The 15,983-nt window shown below is 70.2% G+C and carries 11 protein-coding genes and 1 pseudogene; 9 read left to right on the top strand and 3 right to left on the bottom strand.

What is annotated here, in order from left to right; all coding sequences use genetic code 11:
• Position 1 precedes the first annotated feature (1 nt).
• Entirely contained in the window at positions 2–1,957 is a 1,956-nt protein-coding gene (locus QMX80_RS07635) for an acetyl-CoA hydrolase/transferase C-terminal domain-containing protein (protein ID WP_282276291.1), read from the bottom strand.
• Between the two features lie 119 nt (positions 1,958–2,076).
• Here QMX80_RS07635 and QMX80_RS07630 point away from each other — a divergent pair, with 119 nt between their 5' ends.
• The 3 genes and pseudogenes from QMX80_RS07630 (at position 2,077) to QMX80_RS07620 (ending at position 4,623) form a co-directional block, all read left to right on the top strand.
• Positions 2,077–2,451 carry a BlaI/MecI/CopY family transcriptional regulator gene (locus QMX80_RS07630; protein ID WP_282276264.1) on the top strand — a complete coding sequence of 125 codons (375 nt, stop codon included), beginning with the start codon at positions 2,077–2,079 and terminating at the stop codon, positions 2,449–2,451.
• Positions 2,438–3,994 (top strand): annotated as a pseudogene (locus tag QMX80_RS07625) (TonB family protein); the annotation flags it as partial. The gene QMX80_RS07630 and the pseudogene QMX80_RS07625, both read left to right, overlap by 14 nt.
• Before the next feature lie 35 nt (positions 3,995–4,029).
• Positions 4,030–4,623: a hypothetical protein gene (locus tag QMX80_RS07620; RefSeq protein ID WP_282276261.1), complete on the top strand. Its 594-nt coding sequence runs from the start codon at positions 4,030–4,032 to the stop codon at positions 4,621–4,623.
• A gap of 94 nt (positions 4,624–4,717) precedes the next feature.
• Here QMX80_RS07620 and QMX80_RS07615 read toward each other — a convergent pair whose 3' ends face one another.
• Entirely contained in the window at positions 4,718–5,554 is an 837-nt protein-coding gene (locus QMX80_RS07615) for a S1/P1 nuclease (protein ID WP_282276259.1), read from the bottom strand.
• 142 nt (positions 5,555–5,696) lie between these two features.
• Positions 5,697–6,341 (bottom strand): OmpW family outer membrane protein, encoded by a 645-nt coding sequence (locus QMX80_RS07610; RefSeq protein WP_055771933.1) that lies wholly within the window; start codon positions 6,339–6,341, stop codon positions 5,697–5,699.
• 243 nt (positions 6,342–6,584) lie between these two features.
• Between QMX80_RS07610 and gap the strand changes: the two genes are divergently transcribed.
• The 6 genes from gap to QMX80_RS07580 all read left to right on the top strand — a co-directional run bounded on the left by gap (position 6,585) and on the right by QMX80_RS07580 (position 15,731).
• Positions 6,585–7,586: a type I glyceraldehyde-3-phosphate dehydrogenase gene (gap, locus tag QMX80_RS07605; protein WP_055771930.1), complete on the top strand. Its 1,002-nt coding sequence runs from the start codon at positions 6,585–6,587 to the stop codon at positions 7,584–7,586.
• A 577-nt stretch (positions 7,587–8,163) separates the two neighbouring features.
• Positions 8,164–10,878 (top strand): DUF2339 domain-containing protein, encoded by a 2,715-nt coding sequence (locus tag QMX80_RS07600; protein ID WP_282276258.1) that lies wholly within the window; start codon positions 8,164–8,166, stop codon positions 10,876–10,878.
• A complete protein-coding gene (locus QMX80_RS07595) occupies positions 10,875–12,248 on the top strand; it encodes a DUF3999 domain-containing protein (protein ID WP_282276257.1) in 1,374 nt (457 codons plus the stop codon). Before QMX80_RS07600 ends, QMX80_RS07595 begins: the two co-directional genes overlap by 4 nt.
• Positions 12,249–12,378: 130 nt before the next feature.
• Complete coding sequence (locus QMX80_RS07590) at positions 12,379–13,743, top strand: serine hydrolase domain-containing protein (protein ID WP_282276256.1); 1,365 nt, start codon at positions 12,379–12,381, stop codon at positions 13,741–13,743.
• Positions 13,744–13,911: 168 nt separating this feature from the next.
• The gene (locus QMX80_RS07585) at positions 13,912–15,090 is read left to right on the top strand and encodes a phosphoglycerate kinase (RefSeq protein WP_282276255.1); all 1,179 of its coding nucleotides are present in this window, start codon (positions 13,912–13,914) and stop codon (positions 15,088–15,090) included.
• The gene (locus tag QMX80_RS07580; protein ID WP_282276254.1) at positions 15,087–15,731 is read left to right on the top strand and encodes an HAD hydrolase-like protein; all 645 of its coding nucleotides are present in this window, start codon (positions 15,087–15,089) and stop codon (positions 15,729–15,731) included. Before QMX80_RS07585 ends, QMX80_RS07580 begins: the two co-directional genes overlap by 4 nt.
• The last annotated feature ends 252 nt before the right edge of the window (positions 15,732–15,983 follow it).

The following is a 15,983-nucleotide window of genomic DNA, read 5'->3' as shown; positions in this document are numbered from 1 at the left end:
CTCAGGCCCGCGCCGTGCGCGCCAGTGCCAGGCGCAGCAGGCGCGCGTCGAGCCACTCGCTGAAACCCGCCGGCCGCTCCAGTTCCATGCGCTGCAGGTACATGGCGTCGTTGTCGCCGGCGCGCTGCAACAGGGCGGCGAACACGGTGCGCAGCTTGCCGCCGACGCTGCCGGTGCTGGCCTTCAACCAGGTCAGCGCGCGCAGCAGATCCTGTTCGACCGGGGTGAAATCGCTGCCCAGCGGGTAGTCGGGCAGGCTGCCGTCGCGGCGGAACGGCGCCAGCGCGGCGGCCCGCACACCGGCGCGGTTGCGCTGCCAGTGGGCGGGCGCGCTGAAGCCGCGCTCCAGTTTCTTCGCCGCCTTCGCCTGTTCCAGCAGGGGCGCCTGGAAGGCGGCGTCGGTGATGCCGGCCATCGCGATCACGCAGTCCTCGTCGGTCATGCCGCGCAGGTCGGCGATGCCGTATTCGTCGATGAAGAGGTCGCGCAGGTGGCGGGGAATGGTGGTGTGGCCGTAGTTCCAGCGGATGTTGGAACGCGGGTTCCCGGCACCTTCGCGCAGGGCGCGGAACATGAGGACGCTGCGCGCATCCGGCAGCGCGTGCGCCATCGCCACGAAGTCGTGCTGGCCGCCGACGCCGGACACCACGCGGCCATCCTCCAGCGCGTCGGACACCGCCGCGCCGAGCGCGGTGGCCATCATGCAGGAGTTGAAGAAGCGCGCCTGGCGGCGCTGCAGCCGCTGCAGGGTCTCGTCGCCGCCGTAGATCTGGTTGATCTCGCTGATGCGGCGCATGCCGATGGCGCGGCGCTCGTCCTCCGGCAGGTGCCGCAGCCAGTCGTAGAACGCCGGCGAGCCGAGATAGAACGCGCCGTGCAGGTATTGTCCTTCCTCGGCCAGCCGCGCATGGTCGGCGGTGTAGGCGCTGCCGTTGGCCAGGCGCTGCATCAGCCCCAGGTCGTCGTGCACCTTGCGGCGGATCACGCCGCTCTGCACCAGCTTGCGGAAGCCCTCGTTGAGCATTTCGCTGCAACCGAACAGGCCGGTCGCGAACGGCTCCAGTCCGCCGATCTCGCGCACCAGCGGGTGGTCCTCCAGTGTCGGGTCGAGTGCGCGCAGGATCTGGCGGTAGCGGACGTTGTCGGTATGGCGCAGCACCAGCGCATGGCTGAGCGCGTCGGCCAGCGCGCCGATGCCGATCTGCAGGGTGCCACCGTCGCGCACCAGCGCGCTGGCGTACAGGCCGATGGCGTAGTCGGCATCGCTGACCGGTTGCCGGGGCAGGCCGAACAGTTTCGGATACGGGCCGGGCGGGGTGAGCACCAGGTCGAAGAACGCCGCGTCCACCGTGGCGGTGCCGCCCAGCCACGGCAGTTCCGGATCGATCTCGGCGATCAGCAGCGGGCGCGGCAGGCCGCGCGCGGCGATGGCGTCGAGCGTGTCCTGGGTGATGTCGTTGTTGCAGGACAGCGACAGCCGCGCGCTGCCTTCGCACGCGGCCACCTTCTGCACGATGGCGTGCGGCGCGCGCTGCGCCACCGCGTCGGCGGCCTGGGTGTAGTTGAGGCTGGTATAGGCGCGCTGCGCCTGCGAAGAGCCAAGCAGCGCGCCGGACTGCATGTAGAACTCTTCCACCTGCACATGCGCGGGCAGGGCGTCGCGCGCGACCGCCTGCGCGTAGGCCAGGCGCGGAAAGTCGGCGCCGAAGTGTCGCTCGACGAACGGGCGCAGGAAGCGCGCCTGTAGGTCATTACCGCGGGCGTGGGGCGGGTCGAGCGAAAGCGCGGTGTACAGCTGCAGTGGGCGCGAAGGATCCCGCTCGATCCGGGCATACAGCGCATTGAGCAGCCGGTGTGGTTTTCCCAGCGCCAGCGGCGCGCCGATGCGCAGCGGCCCTTCGACACGGGCCAGCAGCCACGCCGCGGCGGCATCGGGATCGGTCACATGGTCGGGCATGGCAGGTGCGTTGTTCCAGGAAGGCCGCATTACAGCATCCGGGCGATGAAGCCCCGGTCGGGACGCTTGACAGACGCTCCGTTTACTCATGTAATCGATAAAAATTACGAGCGTAAACGATGATCCGGATCAGCGAAGCCGAAGCGGTGGTGATGGAGGTCCTGTGGGAGGCGCATCCGCTTGCCGCCGAGGACGTGATGGCGCGCCTGGCCGGGCGCAACGACTGGGCCGAGGCCACCATCAAGACCCTGCTCAACCGCCTGCTCAACAAGGGCGCGATCAGTGCGGCGAAGGAGGGCCGGCGCTATCTGTACGCGCCGCTGGTGCAGCGCGACGCATGGCTGCTGGAGGAGAGCAGCAGCCTGCTCGAGCGCCTGTTCGAAGGGCGCGTCGCGCCGCTGGTGGCGCATTTCAGCCAGCACCGGAAGCTGAGCCGCGACGACGTGGCCGAACTGCGCCGGCTGCTGGAGGAGCTCGACGATGACCAGCCCTGACTTCATGCGTGCCTTGCTGGCGACCGCGCTGGCCGGCGGCATGGCGATGGCCATGGTGCTGATGCTGCGCGGCGTGGTGCGGCGCTGGCTGGGTGCCAGCGCGGCCTATCTGCTGTGGCTGGCGGTCCCGGCTGCGCTGCTGGGCGTGCTGCTGCCGGCACCGCGCATGGCGGTGCTGCCGATGATGGCCATCGACGCGGCGATGCCGGTGGCCGCCTCCACGGCCGGAGCGGGCCTGCCGGCATTGCCCTGGCCGTTGCTGCTGGTCGCGGCCTGGCTGGCCGGTGCGCTGGCGATGGCGGCGCGGCTGCGGTACCAGCAGCGCCATTTCGTGCGCGGGCTGGGGCCGCTGCGGCGCCGCGAGGATGGCATCTGGCAGGCGCGCGGCAGCGCGGGCCTGCCGGCGGTCGTCGGCCTGTGGCGGCCGCGCATCGTGCTGCCGGCGGATTTCGAGCATCGCTATACCACCGGCGAGCGGCAGCTCGTGCTGTTGCACGAACAGGTGCATCTGCGCCGCGGCGACACCGTGGTCAACGCGCTGCTGGCGGCGATGCAATGCCTGCACTGGTTCAACCCGCTGCTGCCGTTGGCGGTGCGCCGCTGCCGCGAGGATCAGGAACTTTCCTGCGACGAGCGCGTCATCGCCCAGGGCGGTGGCGCACGCCGCAGTTATGGCAACGCCATGCTCAAGACCGGGCTGGCGCTGTCACCGCTGCCGGTGGGCTGTCACTGGCAACACCCTCATCCGTTGAAGGAGCGTATCGCCATGTTGAAGCGTCCGGTGCCGGGAAAAAAGCAGTGGCTCGCGATGGTGTTGTTGTCGCTGGGGTTGTCGTCGGGCCTGGGCTATGCGGCCTGGGCCGCGCAGCCGGCGCAGGTGCAGAAGAGCGGCGCGGATGCCGCCTATTACAGCGTGAAGCTGCGGCTGGAGGTGGATGGCCAGGCGCGCGATTTCGAAGTGCGTGAGCATGCGGGCAAGCCGTTCGCGTTCTCCATGGAGACGCCGGCTGGCCACACGTGGACGGGCGAGTTCAAGGTGGAGCCGCTGGACGCCGCACACGTCGCGCTGTCCGGCACCCTCCGCGAAGGCAGGCTGATCATCACGGCGCCGCGGCTGGTGGTGGAGATCGACGGTACTGCGCGCATGCATGCCAGGACGAAGGACGGAGATTCATTGTTCAAGATGGAAGCGGTCGTTGCCGACCTCGGCATGCAGGCCGGCGCCATGGCCGCCGTCCAGGATTCTGCGGCGCGGGCGCGCGTTGGCGTGGAGCCGGCGGATGCGCCGGCGCGCACGCCGGGATTCGCCGACATGCCGCCGCCGCGCTATCCGCCGAGCATGAACACCGGCGAGGTGGTGCTGAAAGTCGATGTCGCGGCCGATGGAACGGCCACAGGCGTGGTGGTCGATCGCAGTTCGGGACATGCGGATCTGGATGAAGCGGCGATGGACGCGGCCCGTCAGTGGAAGTTCGTTCCGGCCTACAAGGATGGCAAGGCCGTTGCCGGCCAGGTGCGCGTGCCGGTGCGCTTCGCGATGGACGAAACGACCACCACGACCGAGGAGAGCACTTCCTGATGCGGCACCAGCCGGCAGCGGTTCCGTTGTGCGCGTTGTGCCTGCTGCTGGTGGCGACCGGCTGCGCGACGCGCCCCGCCGCCACCGAAGACGTCGCGGACAGCAGCTACAACATCGGCCAGCGCCTGCTTGTGGCGGAGAGCGGCGGTGGGCAGGGCGGGGAGATACAGCCGTATGCACTGTCGGCGCGTGAAGTCTTCCGCATGCCCGAGCCGGTGCATGCGCCGCCGCCGGAACTGCCGGCCCTGCAGGGCCGGCAGTCGCTGCCGCCGGTGACGGTGTGCCTGAATGTCGTCGTCGACGAGCAGGGACAGGTGCAGCGCAGTTTCCCGCTGCTGGCGCACAGCCAGTGCGGTGCTGGCGGCGACGCGGACAACGGTCCGCTGCTGCAGGCCGCGGGCGATGCCGTGCGGCGATGGCGCTTCGCGCCGGCGGCGATCTGCCACTTCGCCCCCGGTACCGCCCCGATCGCAGCGGGCGACTGCGCCGGTGCCGCGCGGGTGGAGGAGGTGCCGGTGACGCTGCCCTATGCGTTCACGTTCGAGATCGTGCAGGGACAGGCGCGCGTGCGGGTCGGCAGCGCACCGCAGTAAGCCTGCGGTGCGCGGCATCCCCATAGAGCGGGGCATCGCCCCGCAGGAGCTGCGTCGATGAAACCCCGGCCGGGCGATGCCCGGCGCCGCGGCGTCAGTGGGGCTTCTGCGGGGTATCCAGCAACTCGTTCAACAGCGCCGCCAGCCGTTCGCCGGCCAGGCGCAGCTGTGCCTCGGCGACCGGGCGCCAGACGCTGGCATAGGCTTCGTCGACCTTGTGCCCCTGCGGGTAGACGCCTTCGCGCGTGGCGATGCGGCAGCTCTGCTCTGCCCATGCCGTGGCATCGCGCTGCAGCTGCGGTGCGCCGATGCCGGTGGGGGCCGGCAGCGCCTGCAGGCGCTGCAGGTACTGGTCGTCGTCCAGCTGCAGCGCATAGAACATGCCGCTGTCCCACAGCGAGTGCAGGTTGGTGCCGCGCTCGTTGAACTGCAGCTGGTAGGTGTTGCCGCCCTTGTCGTGGCCGTAGCCGGCATGCATCGGCTGGTGCATGTCGCCGACCAGGTGCACGACGAACTTGAGCGCCTGCAGGCGCTCGGCATCGGAAAGGCTGCGGTCGGCCAGGCGCGCGCTCTGCGCCTTCAGCGCCTCGATCACGCAGTCGCCATCGCGGCAATGCTTCGGCGGGTCGTAGACGCAGCCGTCCTCGGCCATGTTGACGTAGTGCCAGCCGGCCGAGCGCTTGCCCAGGTCGGGGTCTTCGGCGCGCAGCTGGTCGGCCCAGGGGGCGATGTTGGCCAGGGTGTCGCCGGGCTCGGTGGCGAGCAGGCGGTCCACTTCCGCCTTCGCGGCGGGATCCAGGCGCGCTTCGGCGAGGCGCGCGACCAGGCGGTGGCCCTGCGCGCCCCAGGCGAACGCCGGTGTGGACACCAGGGTGGATGCAGCCAGGACGATGCCGGAAAGGACAGAGGGAATGCGGGCGCGGATTTTCATCGCGGCATTCTAGCCGCCGCACCGTTCCGGCCATGTGCCGAAAGTGGCGGGCCTGCCCATGATCCCGCCGCGCTTGGCTCGCGACGGGTCATGAACAGGCCCTGGGAACCTGCTTCCCCCGCGGTACCGGGGGAAGGCCGGGTCAGAACTTGCGGACGTAGGCCACGCCGTACACCAGCGGGTCGATGTTGGCGGTGCCGAGCTTGTTGCCGTTCACCTTGACCTTGGTGTCGATGTCGGCCCAGCGCAGGTCCACGCGCAGCGCGTCCTTTTCGGTCAGCGCGAAGTCCAGGCCTGCATGCGCGGCCAGGCCCCACGAGTCTTCCAGCTTGAGCTTGGTGCCGGTCAGCGCGCCCTTGCTGTCGGTGCTGAAGAACTTGGTGTAGTTCACGCCCAGGCCGACGAACGGGGTGACCTTGCTGCTGTTGGCGAAGTGGTACTGCAGCGAGACCACCGGCGGCAGCTGCTTGGTGCGGCCGACCTTGCCCACGCCGTCGATGCTGATGTCGTGCTGGAACGGCAGCGCGGCCAGCACTTCCAGGCCCACGTTGTCGGCGACGAAGTACTCGAACGTCACGGTCGGACGCACGCTGCTGTCCACCTTGGTCGGCAGGGCGCCCAGGCCCAGGGCCGAGCCGTTGAGGTCGCCTGCGCTGGACTTGGGATCGACGTTGTGCACGCCGACGCCCAGGGTCCAGTCGCCCTTGGACTGCGCCATGGCGGGGGAGGCGGCCAGCGTCAGGGCGGCGGCGAGGCTGGACAGCAGCAGGGCGGGGGTCTTGCGCATGGTGCGTTTCCATTGCTTGGTGAGGATGTGGCCAGTCTCCGCCGCGTGCCTGGTGCCCGCCTTGATCCGGATCAAACGGATGTCCGCGCTCAGAGTGCGTTCATGGTTTTGCCCATGTCGCGGTGCCGCTTTCGTCATGTGCGGCGTAGCGGGGCCCGGGCCAGCCAGACGGGCCCGGCTGCTACAATGCCGGTCCCTTTCCACCCCCGCCGCAGCAGTCTGCGGCCGCAGGAGTTCGTGAACATGGCAATCAAGGTCGGCATCAACGGTTTCGGTCGCATCGGACGCAATGTGCTGCGTTCGGCGGTGTTGAACTTCGGCAACGACATCGAGATCGTTGCCATCAACGATCTGCTGGAGCCGGACTACCTGGCCTACATGCTCAAGTACGACTCCGTGCACGGCCGCTTCAAGGCCGACGTGGCCGTCGACGGCGGCCACCTGCTGGTCAATGGCAGGAAGATCCGCCTGACCCAGGAGCGCGATCCGGCCAACCTGAAGTGGGACGAGGTGGGCGTGGACGTGGTGATCGAATCCACCGGCCTGTTCCTGGACAAGGCCAGCGCGCAGAAGCACATCGATGCCGGCGCCAAGAAGGTGCTGCTGTCGGCCCCGTCCAAGGACGACACGCCGATGTTCGTGTTCGGCGTCAACCACAAGACCTACGCCGGCCAGGCGATCATCTCCAACGCCTCGTGCACCACCAACTGCCTGGCCCCGCTGGCCAAGGTCATCAACGACAAGTGGGGCATCAAGCGCGGCCTGATGACCACCGTGCACGCCGCCACCGCGACCCAGAAGACCGTCGACGGCCCCTCCAACAAGGACTGGCGCGGCGGCCGCGGCATCCTGGAGAACATCATTCCGTCCTCCACCGGCGCGGCCAAGGCCGTGGGCGTGGTGATTCCGGAACTCAACAAGAAGCTGACCGGCATGAGCTTCCGCGTGCCGACCTCGGACGTGTCGGTGGTCGACCTGACCGTCGAGCTGGAGAAGCCGGCGACCTACGCCGAGATCTGCGCCGAAGTGAAGGCGCAGAGCGAAGGCGCGCTGAAGGGCGTGCTGGGCTACACCGAGGACAAGGTCGTGGCCACCGATTTCCGCGGCGAGACCCACACCTCCGTGTTCGACGCCGAAGCCGGCATCGCGCTGGACTCGACTTTCGTCAAGCTGGTCAGCTGGTACGACAACGAGTGGGGCTATTCCAACAAGTGCCTGGAAATGGTGCGCGTGATCGCGGCCTGATCGGCCCGTTGCGTTTGGTTGAAGGAAGGGCGCCGATGGCGCCCTTCTTTTTGCCCCCGTACCGCGGCTGTAATTCGCCTTTCGTAGGGCGGGGCATCGCCCCGCTGGGGCATTGCCGGGCAAGCCCCGCCGGGCGTTGCCCGGCGCTACAGAGCCGTCGAGATCCGCCTTTTGTAGGGCGGGGCATCGCCCCGCTGGGGCATTACCGGTCAAGCCCCGCCGGGCGTTGCCCGGCGCTACAGAGCCGCCGCGATCCGCGTTTCGTAGAGCGGGGCATCGCCCCGCTGGGGCTTTCGCGGCCAGGCCCCGCCGGGCGCCGCCCGGCGCTGCAGAGCCGCCGCGATCCGCGTTTCGTAGAGCGGGGCATCGCCCCGCTGGGGCTTTCGCGGGCAGGCCCCGCCGGGCGTCGCCCGGCGCTACAGAGCCGCCGCGATCCGCGTTTTGTAGAGCGGGGCAAAGCCCCGCTGGGGCATTACCGACCGGGCTCCGCCAGGCGCCATCCAGCGTCATGGATATCTTGCGTTTCCGCGGAGCGTGGATAAGGTGGTGCCGCACCTCCCGGTGACAAGGATGAGGAATGGACGGCGGCGCGTTTGTGCTCTTGGGATTGCTGGTGGTGGCAGTGGCGTTGGCGGTACCGGTGCTGCTGGTCATGGCCTTGGTATCGGTGTCCTCGCTCAAGCGGCGCGTGGCCGCGCTGGAAGCTTCGCTCGCGCGACAAGGGTGGACGGACGCGCCTGCGGCCGAGGAGAACCGGCCATCTGCAGGGCAGGAACCCATATCGGAGAGGGAGGCGTTCGAGCCTTCGCCCATCGTTCCCGGGCCTGGGCCCGTGCGGGAGGCCGCTGAGCCGGTGCGGCCCGTCGTCGTGCCCGTGCTGCGGCCTCTGCCGGAGCCGGTTCCACCGCCGTCGGTCCACAGCGCACCCGCGCGCGGGCCGGAACCGGCGGCGCCGGCCGGGCCGAACGTCATCGAGCGCGGCGTGGAACGCGTCAAACAGTGGTTCACCAGCGGCAACGTACCGGTCAAGGTCGGCATGCTGGTGCTGTTGGCCGGTGTGGCGGCGCTGCTCAAGTACGTCAGCGACCAGGGCTGGCTGCGCCTGCCGATCGAGCTGCGCCTGGCCGGCATCAGCGCGGCCGCGCTGGCCGGGCTGGTGTTCGCCTGGCGCAAGCGCGAGAGCCATCGCGCCTTCGCCCTGGCCCTGCAGGGCGGCGCCATCGGCGTGCTGCTGTTGACCGTGTTCGCCGCGACCAGGAACTACGGCGTGCTCGACCCCGGGCCGGCGTTCGCGGTCAGCGTGGTGCTGATCGCCGGGCTGTGCGTGATGGCAGTGCTGCAGGAGTCGCGCACGCTGGCCATCCTCGGCGTGCTGGCCGGGTTCATGGCGCCGGTCTGGCTGTCCGACGGCGGCGGCAACCACGTCGCCCTGTTCTCGTACTACGCCCTGCTCAACGCCGGCATCTTCGCCATCGCCTGGGTGCGGCCGTGGCGCATCCTCAACCTGCTCGGCTTCGCCTTCACCTGGGGCATCGGCACGCTCTGGGGCGTGCTGGACTACACGCCGGCCAAGTTCGCCAGCACCGAGCCGTTCCTGCTGTTGTTCTTCGCGTTCTACCTGCTGCTGCCGCTGCTGTATGCGCGCCGGGCGGCGACGCCGGGCGGCGCGCGCATCGACGGTTGCCTGCTGTTCGGCACGCCGCTGGTGGCGTTCTCGCTGCAGGCCGGGCTGCTGCAGGGCGAGCGCATGCCGCTGGCGCTATGCGCACTCGGCGTGGCCCTGCTCTACGTGGTACTGGCGCGCGCGCTGCTGGGGCGCGAGCGCCTGCATCTGCTGGCGCAGGGCTACGCCATCCTCGCGTTGGGTTTCGCCACGCTGGCGGTGCCGCTGGCGCTGTCGGCCAAGGCCACCGCTTCGGTGTTCGCGCTGGAAGGCGCCGGCCTGGTCTGGCTGGGCCTGGTGCAGCAGCGCCGGCTGGCGCGCTGGACCGGCATCGGCCTGCAGCTGGCGGCGGCGTTCGCGCTGGCGGTGGGCATCGACGGCGCCCATGCCCTCCGTGGCGGCGTGGAGTTCGCCGTCGCCAATGCGGTCTTCATGGGCGCGCTGCTGATCGCATTGGCCGCCTTCGCCAGCGCCTGGCTGTACCGCGGTGCGGGCAACCGGCCGGTGGCGGTGATCGCCTACGCCTGGGCCCTGGCCTGGTGGCTGGGCAACGCCGGCACCGAGATCGCGCGTTTCGTGGAGCCGCGCAGCGTCCTGCACGGCATGCTGCTGCTGCTGGGCGTCACCGGCTGGCTGGCGGCCGAGGTGCACCGGCGGCGTCCGGCACTGGCGCTGTCGCTGACTACCCTGGGCGGCTTCGTACTGGCGTTCCCGCTGGCCTTCATGCAGGTGGCCGAGCATGGCCAGCCGTTCGCCGGCCATGGCGCCTGGGCCTGGCCGCTGTTCGCCGCACTGGGCGTGCGCAGCCTGCTGTGCCTGCGTTCGGCGGGCGATGCCATCGCCGGCCCCGCGCAGCTGGCCTGGTGGCTGCTGTGGCCGACGGTGTTGTCGCTGCTGTCCTGGCACCTGGGCAAGCGTTTCGAACTGGCCGGCGGCTGGGTCGGCATGCTGCTGGCGCTGCCGTGGCTGCTGCTGGCGGCGCTGTCGCTCCGCCGCTGGCACTGGCTGGCGCGGCCGCTGGGCGTGGCCTTCGACCGCTACCGGCCGATCCTGCAGGCGGCGACCTTCGCCGTGCTGGGCCTGTGGTGGCTGGTGTCGCTGGCCAGCGCCGGCGCCGCGGCGCCGCTGCCATGGATCGCGCTGCTCAACCCGCTGGACCTGGCGCAGCTGGCCGCGCTGCTGCTGGCGGCGATGTGCCTGTGGTCCGCCGACGCGTACCCGCGCCTGGCCAGGCTGCGCCTGGGCCTGCTGCCGCTGGCGGCGTTGGTGCTGGTCAGCACCATCACCCTGCGCGCCGTGCACCACTGGGGCGGCATCGGCTGGGACGGCCGCTTGATCGACACCAGCCTGGCGCAGACCAGCCTGACCGTGGTGTGGAGCCTGCTTGGCGTGATCGGCTGGGTGAGCGGCTCGCGGCGCGGGCAATGGGGGCTGTGGCTGGCCGGCGCGATCCTGATGGCCGTGGTGCTGGCCAAGCTGCTGCTGATCGACCGCAGCAACCTCGGCGACCTGCTGGGCATCGGCGCTTTCATCGCCTATGGACTGTTGTGCACGCTGGTTGGCTGGCTAGCCCCGGCGCCGCCGCGCAAGAGCGGCAACGCTACGCAACGAGAGGAAGCTTCCGCATGATCAAGCGTCTGTGGTGGATGGCGCTGTTGCCACTGACGGCGCAGGCCGCCGACGATTTCGCGGCGCAATGGCCGCTGCAGCTGGCCCAGGGCGACGCCGGCGCCTACCGCGTCGTGCTGGATGAGGGGGTCTACCGCGTCGCGTACTGGCGCGACCTGCGCGATGTGCAGGTGATCGACGCCGACGGCACGCCGATGGCCAGTGCGGTGCAGGCCGCGGCCACGCCGACCGCCGGGCCGGCGCGGCAGGTGACGCTGGACTGGTTCGCCTTGCCCGCCAGCGCCGCCACGACGGCGGGCGGGGACCTGAGCGTGGTGGTGCAGCGCGATGCCGGCGGCAACGTGGTCTCGGTGCGCAATTCGCCGGGTGCGGCGGGCGCGGCCAGGAGCGATCCGTCATGGCTGGTAGACCTCGGCCGGCAGGCCGGGCGGGTGCAGGCGTTGCGCGTGGAATGGGAAGGCGAACCGACGGCGCTGGACCTGGGCTATCGGCTGGAAGGCAGCGAGGACCTGCGCCGTTGGCAGGTGCTCGACCCGGAAGTGCGGCTGGTGCGCCTGCGCAACCAGGGACGGCAGCTGAGCAGCGACCGCGTCGCGCTGTCCACGACGCTGCGTTATCTGCGCCTGGTGCCGCTGCAGCGCGAAGGAGCGCCGCCGCTGCGCGCGCTGCGGGGCGAACTGGCCGGCGACGCGGGCACGAACGACTGGCAGTGGATCGAGCTGGCCGCCTCCGCGCCCGACACCAATGCGCCGGCCCGTTTCCGTTACCGGATGCAGGGGCGTTTCCCGGTGCAGCGGCTGGACGTGGCGATGCCGGCAAACACCGCGGTGTCGTGGAATGTTTCCAGCAGCGACGCCGACCGCAAGGTGGCCGATGCCGCACAGGCCTGGCAGGCGCGCGCCAGCGGCTGGAACACCTGGACGCTGCAGGAAGGCGAACGCCGGCAGACCTCGGCGCCGCTGGAACTGGGGCGGGAAACCAGCGACCGCGACTGGCAGCTGCAGGCCGAGCCGGCGGTGGCCGGCACGCCGGCGCCGGCCTTGAAGCTGGGCTACCGGCCAGGCAGCGTGGTGTTCCTGGCGCAGGGTCGCGCGCCGTACCTGCTGGTGGCCGGCAGTGCGCGGACCGGCGTGCGCGAGACGAATCTGGAGCCGATGCTGGCCGCCCTGCGCGCGCGCAATGGCGCGCAGTGGCAACCGGCGCCGGCCAGCCTCGGCGAGGGCGTGCAGCGTGCCGGCAACAAGGCCTACGTGCCGGCGGCGCCGGTGCGCGACTGGAAGAACCTGGTGCTGTGGGCGGTACTGGTGGCCGGCGCGCTGGCCGTGGCCGGCTTCGCGGTGAGCCTGCTGCGCGGCAGGCCGCCGCGATAGATCGACCAGGACGCTGGCCGGATCCGGTCGCGGCCTGCGATGGGTTCCGGCATGGCGTGCCTGCACTTTGCGGTTGCGTCTGGCCAACGGAGAGGGTGTGACGAACGTGAGAGTGCTCCTGGGATTTTTGATGCTCTGTCTGTCGATTGGCGCGCATGCCGGGGAACACGCTCCGGCCAGCCATGCCGAACAGGTTTTTGGGCTCTGGCTGGCCGCATTCAATGCCGGAGACCGCGATGGCCTGCAGGCGTTTGTTGCGGATCACAAGGGCGGCCGCGATGCCCAGCGCGATCTCGACCTGCGCGAAGCGATGGGCCGTTTCCGTTTGCTGGGAATCAAATCCAGCAGCACGCACTCGATGCAGGCGATGCTGCTTTCCGAATCGACCGATCGCGGTGTGCTGGCGAGCCTGGAGGTCGATCCCGCGAGCCCGGCCGATGTCAGCCGGTTCCAGCTCGAGGGCATGGAACTGCCGGCCGAATTCCAGCCGCGGCGCCTGCCGTTGCCGGTGCTGCTGGCCGAGAGCCGGCGGCGGCTGGATTCGGCCCGGGATGACGACACGCTGTCCGGTGCGCTGCTCGTGGCCAAGGACGGGGAAATCCTGCTGCGCTGGCAGGGTGGGCAGGCGGACAGGGAGCGGAAGATCGGGGTCGACGGGGCGACCCGGTTTCGATTGGCGTCGTTGAACAAGATGTTCACGGCGGTAGCGATCCTGCAACTGCAGGAGGCGGGCAGGCTGTCGCTGGACGACAGCGTCGCCATGCATCTGCCGGACTATCCGGATCAGGCGGTGGCAGGAAAGATCACGGTGCGGCAGCTGCTCAACCACACCAGCGGGCTGGGCGACATCTTCGGCGAGGAGTTCGAGAGGCGTTCGCAATCGCTGCGGACATTGCGGGACTATTGGAGCCTGGCCGGCAACGAACCGTCGAGCGCCGCGCCGGGAAGCGAGGACGGGTATTCCAACTACGGTTACATCCTGCTCGGATCGATCATCGAGGCGGTGAGCGGGCAGTCGTACTACGACTATGTCGGCGAGCACATTTACCGTGTCGCCGGCATGGATTCGACGGGGGCGGAGCCGGAGTCGTCGCCGGTGCCCGGGCGGGCGGTGGCCTACACCCGGGTCGAGGGCCGTTGGGTGCCGGAAACCCGGACGTTGCCATGGCGGGGTACGTCCGCCGGTGGCGGTTACAGCACGGTCGAGGACATGCTGAAATTCGTCGAGGCTCTGCGCGCTGGCCGGCTTGTTTCGCCGGCGTCGCTGGCGACGGCGACGTCGCCGCAGAACCACAAGGGATGGTACGGCCATGGCTTCATGGTGGGCGGCGAGGGCCAGGCGCGGCAGTACGGGCATGAAGGCGGGGCGCCAGGCGCCAACGCCGCCCTGGCGGTGTTGCCCGGACCAGGCTACGTGGTGGTCGGCCTGGGCAATGTCGATCCAGGAGCGATGGAGAACATGGTGAATTTCATCGTCCATCGCCTGCCGTTGTAGGCCGGCGCGGCGGGCCCTGCCTCCGCAGATCCGCTGCATGCATCTTCAAGCAGGTTTGGCCGCGGCTGGGAAACCCGGATTGCGGCATGTGGCAGGGCTCGGGTTTGCCCCGCCTGCGGGAGCGGGCGAGAATTGCGGTTTCCCCACCCTTCGCGGAGCCGCGCTGCCATGTCCATCGTTCGCATGACCGACCTTGATCTTTCCGGCAAGCGTGTCCTGATCCGGCAAGACCTCAACGTGCCGATCGACGACAACAGCAGGATCACCTCCGAACAGCGCATCACCGCCTCGCTGCCGACGCTGAAGCTGGCGCTGGAGAAGGGCGCGGCGGTCATGGTCACCTCGCACCTGGGCCGCCCGCAGGAAGGGCAGTGGAGCCAGGCCGATTCGCTGGCGCCGGTGGCCGCGCGCCTGTCCGAACTGCTGGGCATGGACGTGCCGCTGGTCCGCGACTGGGTGGATGGCGTCGAGGTCGCGCCGGGCAGCATCGCGCTGCTGGAGAACTGCCGCATGAACGTCGGCGAGAAGGCCGACGATGAAGCGCTGTCGAAGAAGTACGCCGCGCTGTGCGACGTGTTCGTGATGGACGCCTTCGGCACCGCGCACCGCGCGCAGGCCTCCACCCATGGCGTGATCCGTTTCGCCCCGGTCGCCGCCGGTGGCCCGCTGCTGATGGCCGAACTGGACGCGCTGGACAAGGCGCTGGCCAACCCGGCGCGGCCGCTGCTGGCCATCGTCGCCGGCTCCAAGGTCTCGACCAAGCTGGAGCTGCTGTCCAGCCTGGTGGGCAAGGTGGACCAGCTGATCGTCGGCGGCGGCATCGCCAACACCTTCATCGCCGCCGAAGGCCACGGCGTGGGCAGGTCGCTGGTCGAGAACGACCTGCTGGACACCGCGCGCAAGATCGACGCCGACGCCAGGGCGCGCGGCGCAGAAATCCCGCTGCCGACCGACGTGGTGGTAGCGCGCGCATTTGCCGCTGACGCCCCGGCCACGATCAAGGCGGTCGATGCCGTTGGCGCCGACGACATGATCCTGGATATCGGCCCGCAGACTGCCGCGCGGTACGCCGGACTGATCGCCAGGGCCGGCACCGTGGTCTGGAACGGCCCGGTCGGCGTGTTCGAGTTCGACGCCTTCGGCAAGGGCACCGAGGCGCTGGCGCGCGCCATCGCCGCGTCCAGCGCGTTCTCCATCGCCGGCGGCGGCGACACCCTGGCGGCCGTGGACAAGTACGGCATCGCCGGCGAGGTGAGCTACATCTCCACCGGCGGCGGCGCGTTCCTGGAATTCCTGGAGGGCAAGACCCTGCCGGCCGTGGCCGCGCTGGAGGCCCGCGGTTCGTGAGCCGCGATGTCCTGTTCTTCGATCTCGATGGCACGCTGATCGATTCGGCCGTCGGCATCACCCGCTGCGTGGCTTACGCGCTGGAGAAGATGGACCAGCCGGTGCCGGGCGACGCCGAACTGCGCAAGTGGATCGGCCCGGCGCTGCGTACCAGCTTCGCGCCCGTGTTCGGCGACGCGGTGCGCGTCGAGCGGGCCGTGGAGTTGTACCGCGAACGCTTCGACCGGCATGGCTGGCAGGAGCACGACGTCTACGCCGGCATCGGCGAGGTGGTGCAGGGCCTGCATGCGGCCGGTCATCGCCTGGCCGTGGTCACCGCCAAGAACGAGCCGCATGCGCGGCGCATCGTCGAGCACCTGCCGTTCGGCGGCTGCTTCGAGGACGTGGTCGGCGCGACCGAGGATGGCGTGCGCAGCCACAAGCCGGAGCTGATCGCCGAAGCGCTGCAGCGCCTGTCGCTGGCGTCCGGGCAATGCTGGATGATCGGCGACCGGCGCATGGACATCGAAGGCGCGCGCCACCACGGCATGCGCAACGTCGGTGTGCTGTGGGGCTTCGGCGGCCGCGAGGAACTGACCGCCGCCGGTGCCGGCTCCCTGGCCGATACCCCCGCCGAACTGGCGCGGCTGCTGTCGCGCTAGAACGCACCGCACCTCGCGCGTGGAGCGGGGCAACGCCCCGCTGCGGCTCTGCCGGGAAGTCCCCCGCCGGGCGTTGCCCGGCGCTACAAGGCGGCGCGGGCTGCAGGTTCGGTAGAGCGGGGCAACGCCCCGCTGTGGCTCTGCCGGGAAGTCCTCCGCCGGGCGTTGCCCGGCGCTACAAGGCGGCGCGGGCTGCAGGTTCGGTAGAGCGGGGCAACGCCCCGCTGCGGCTCTGGCGGGAAGTCCTCCGCC

It is taken from the genome of Stenotrophomonas sp. PS02297 (assembly GCF_029959705.1).
In the GTDB taxonomy this organism is placed as follows: Bacteria; Pseudomonadota; Gammaproteobacteria; order Xanthomonadales; family Xanthomonadaceae; genus Stenotrophomonas; species Stenotrophomonas nitritireducens.
This window is presented reverse-complemented; position numbering and strand designations above follow the sequence as displayed.

What these genes read in the sequence shown, in the direction of transcription:
- QMX80_RS07635 (WP_282276291.1), bottom strand. Translation starts at nt 1,957, where the DNA reads ATGCCCGACCATGTGACCGATCCCGATGCCGCCGCGGCGTGGCTGCTG.
- QMX80_RS07630 (WP_282276264.1), top strand. Translation starts at nt 2,077, where the DNA reads ATGATCCGGATCAGCGAAGCCGAAGCGGTGGTGATGGAGGTCCTGTGG.
- QMX80_RS07620 (WP_282276261.1), top strand. Translation starts at nt 4,030, where the DNA reads ATGCGGCACCAGCCGGCAGCGGTTCCGTTGTGCGCGTTGTGCCTGCTG.
- QMX80_RS07615 (WP_282276259.1), bottom strand. Translation starts at nt 5,554, where the DNA reads ATGAAAATCCGCGCCCGCATTCCCTCTGTCCTTTCCGGCATCGTCCTG.
- QMX80_RS07610 (WP_055771933.1), bottom strand. Translation starts at nt 6,341, where the DNA reads ATGCGCAAGACCCCCGCCCTGCTGCTGTCCAGCCTCGCCGCCGCCCTG.
- gap (WP_055771930.1), top strand. Translation starts at nt 6,585, where the DNA reads ATGGCAATCAAGGTCGGCATCAACGGTTTCGGTCGCATCGGACGCAAT.
- QMX80_RS07600 (WP_282276258.1), top strand. Translation starts at nt 8,164, where the DNA reads ATGGACGGCGGCGCGTTTGTGCTCTTGGGATTGCTGGTGGTGGCAGTG.
- QMX80_RS07595 (WP_282276257.1), top strand. Translation starts at nt 10,875, where the DNA reads ATGATCAAGCGTCTGTGGTGGATGGCGCTGTTGCCACTGACGGCGCAG.
- QMX80_RS07590 (WP_282276256.1), top strand. Translation starts at nt 12,379, where the DNA reads ATGCTCTGTCTGTCGATTGGCGCGCATGCCGGGGAACACGCTCCGGCC.
- QMX80_RS07585 (WP_282276255.1), top strand. Translation starts at nt 13,912, where the DNA reads ATGTCCATCGTTCGCATGACCGACCTTGATCTTTCCGGCAAGCGTGTC.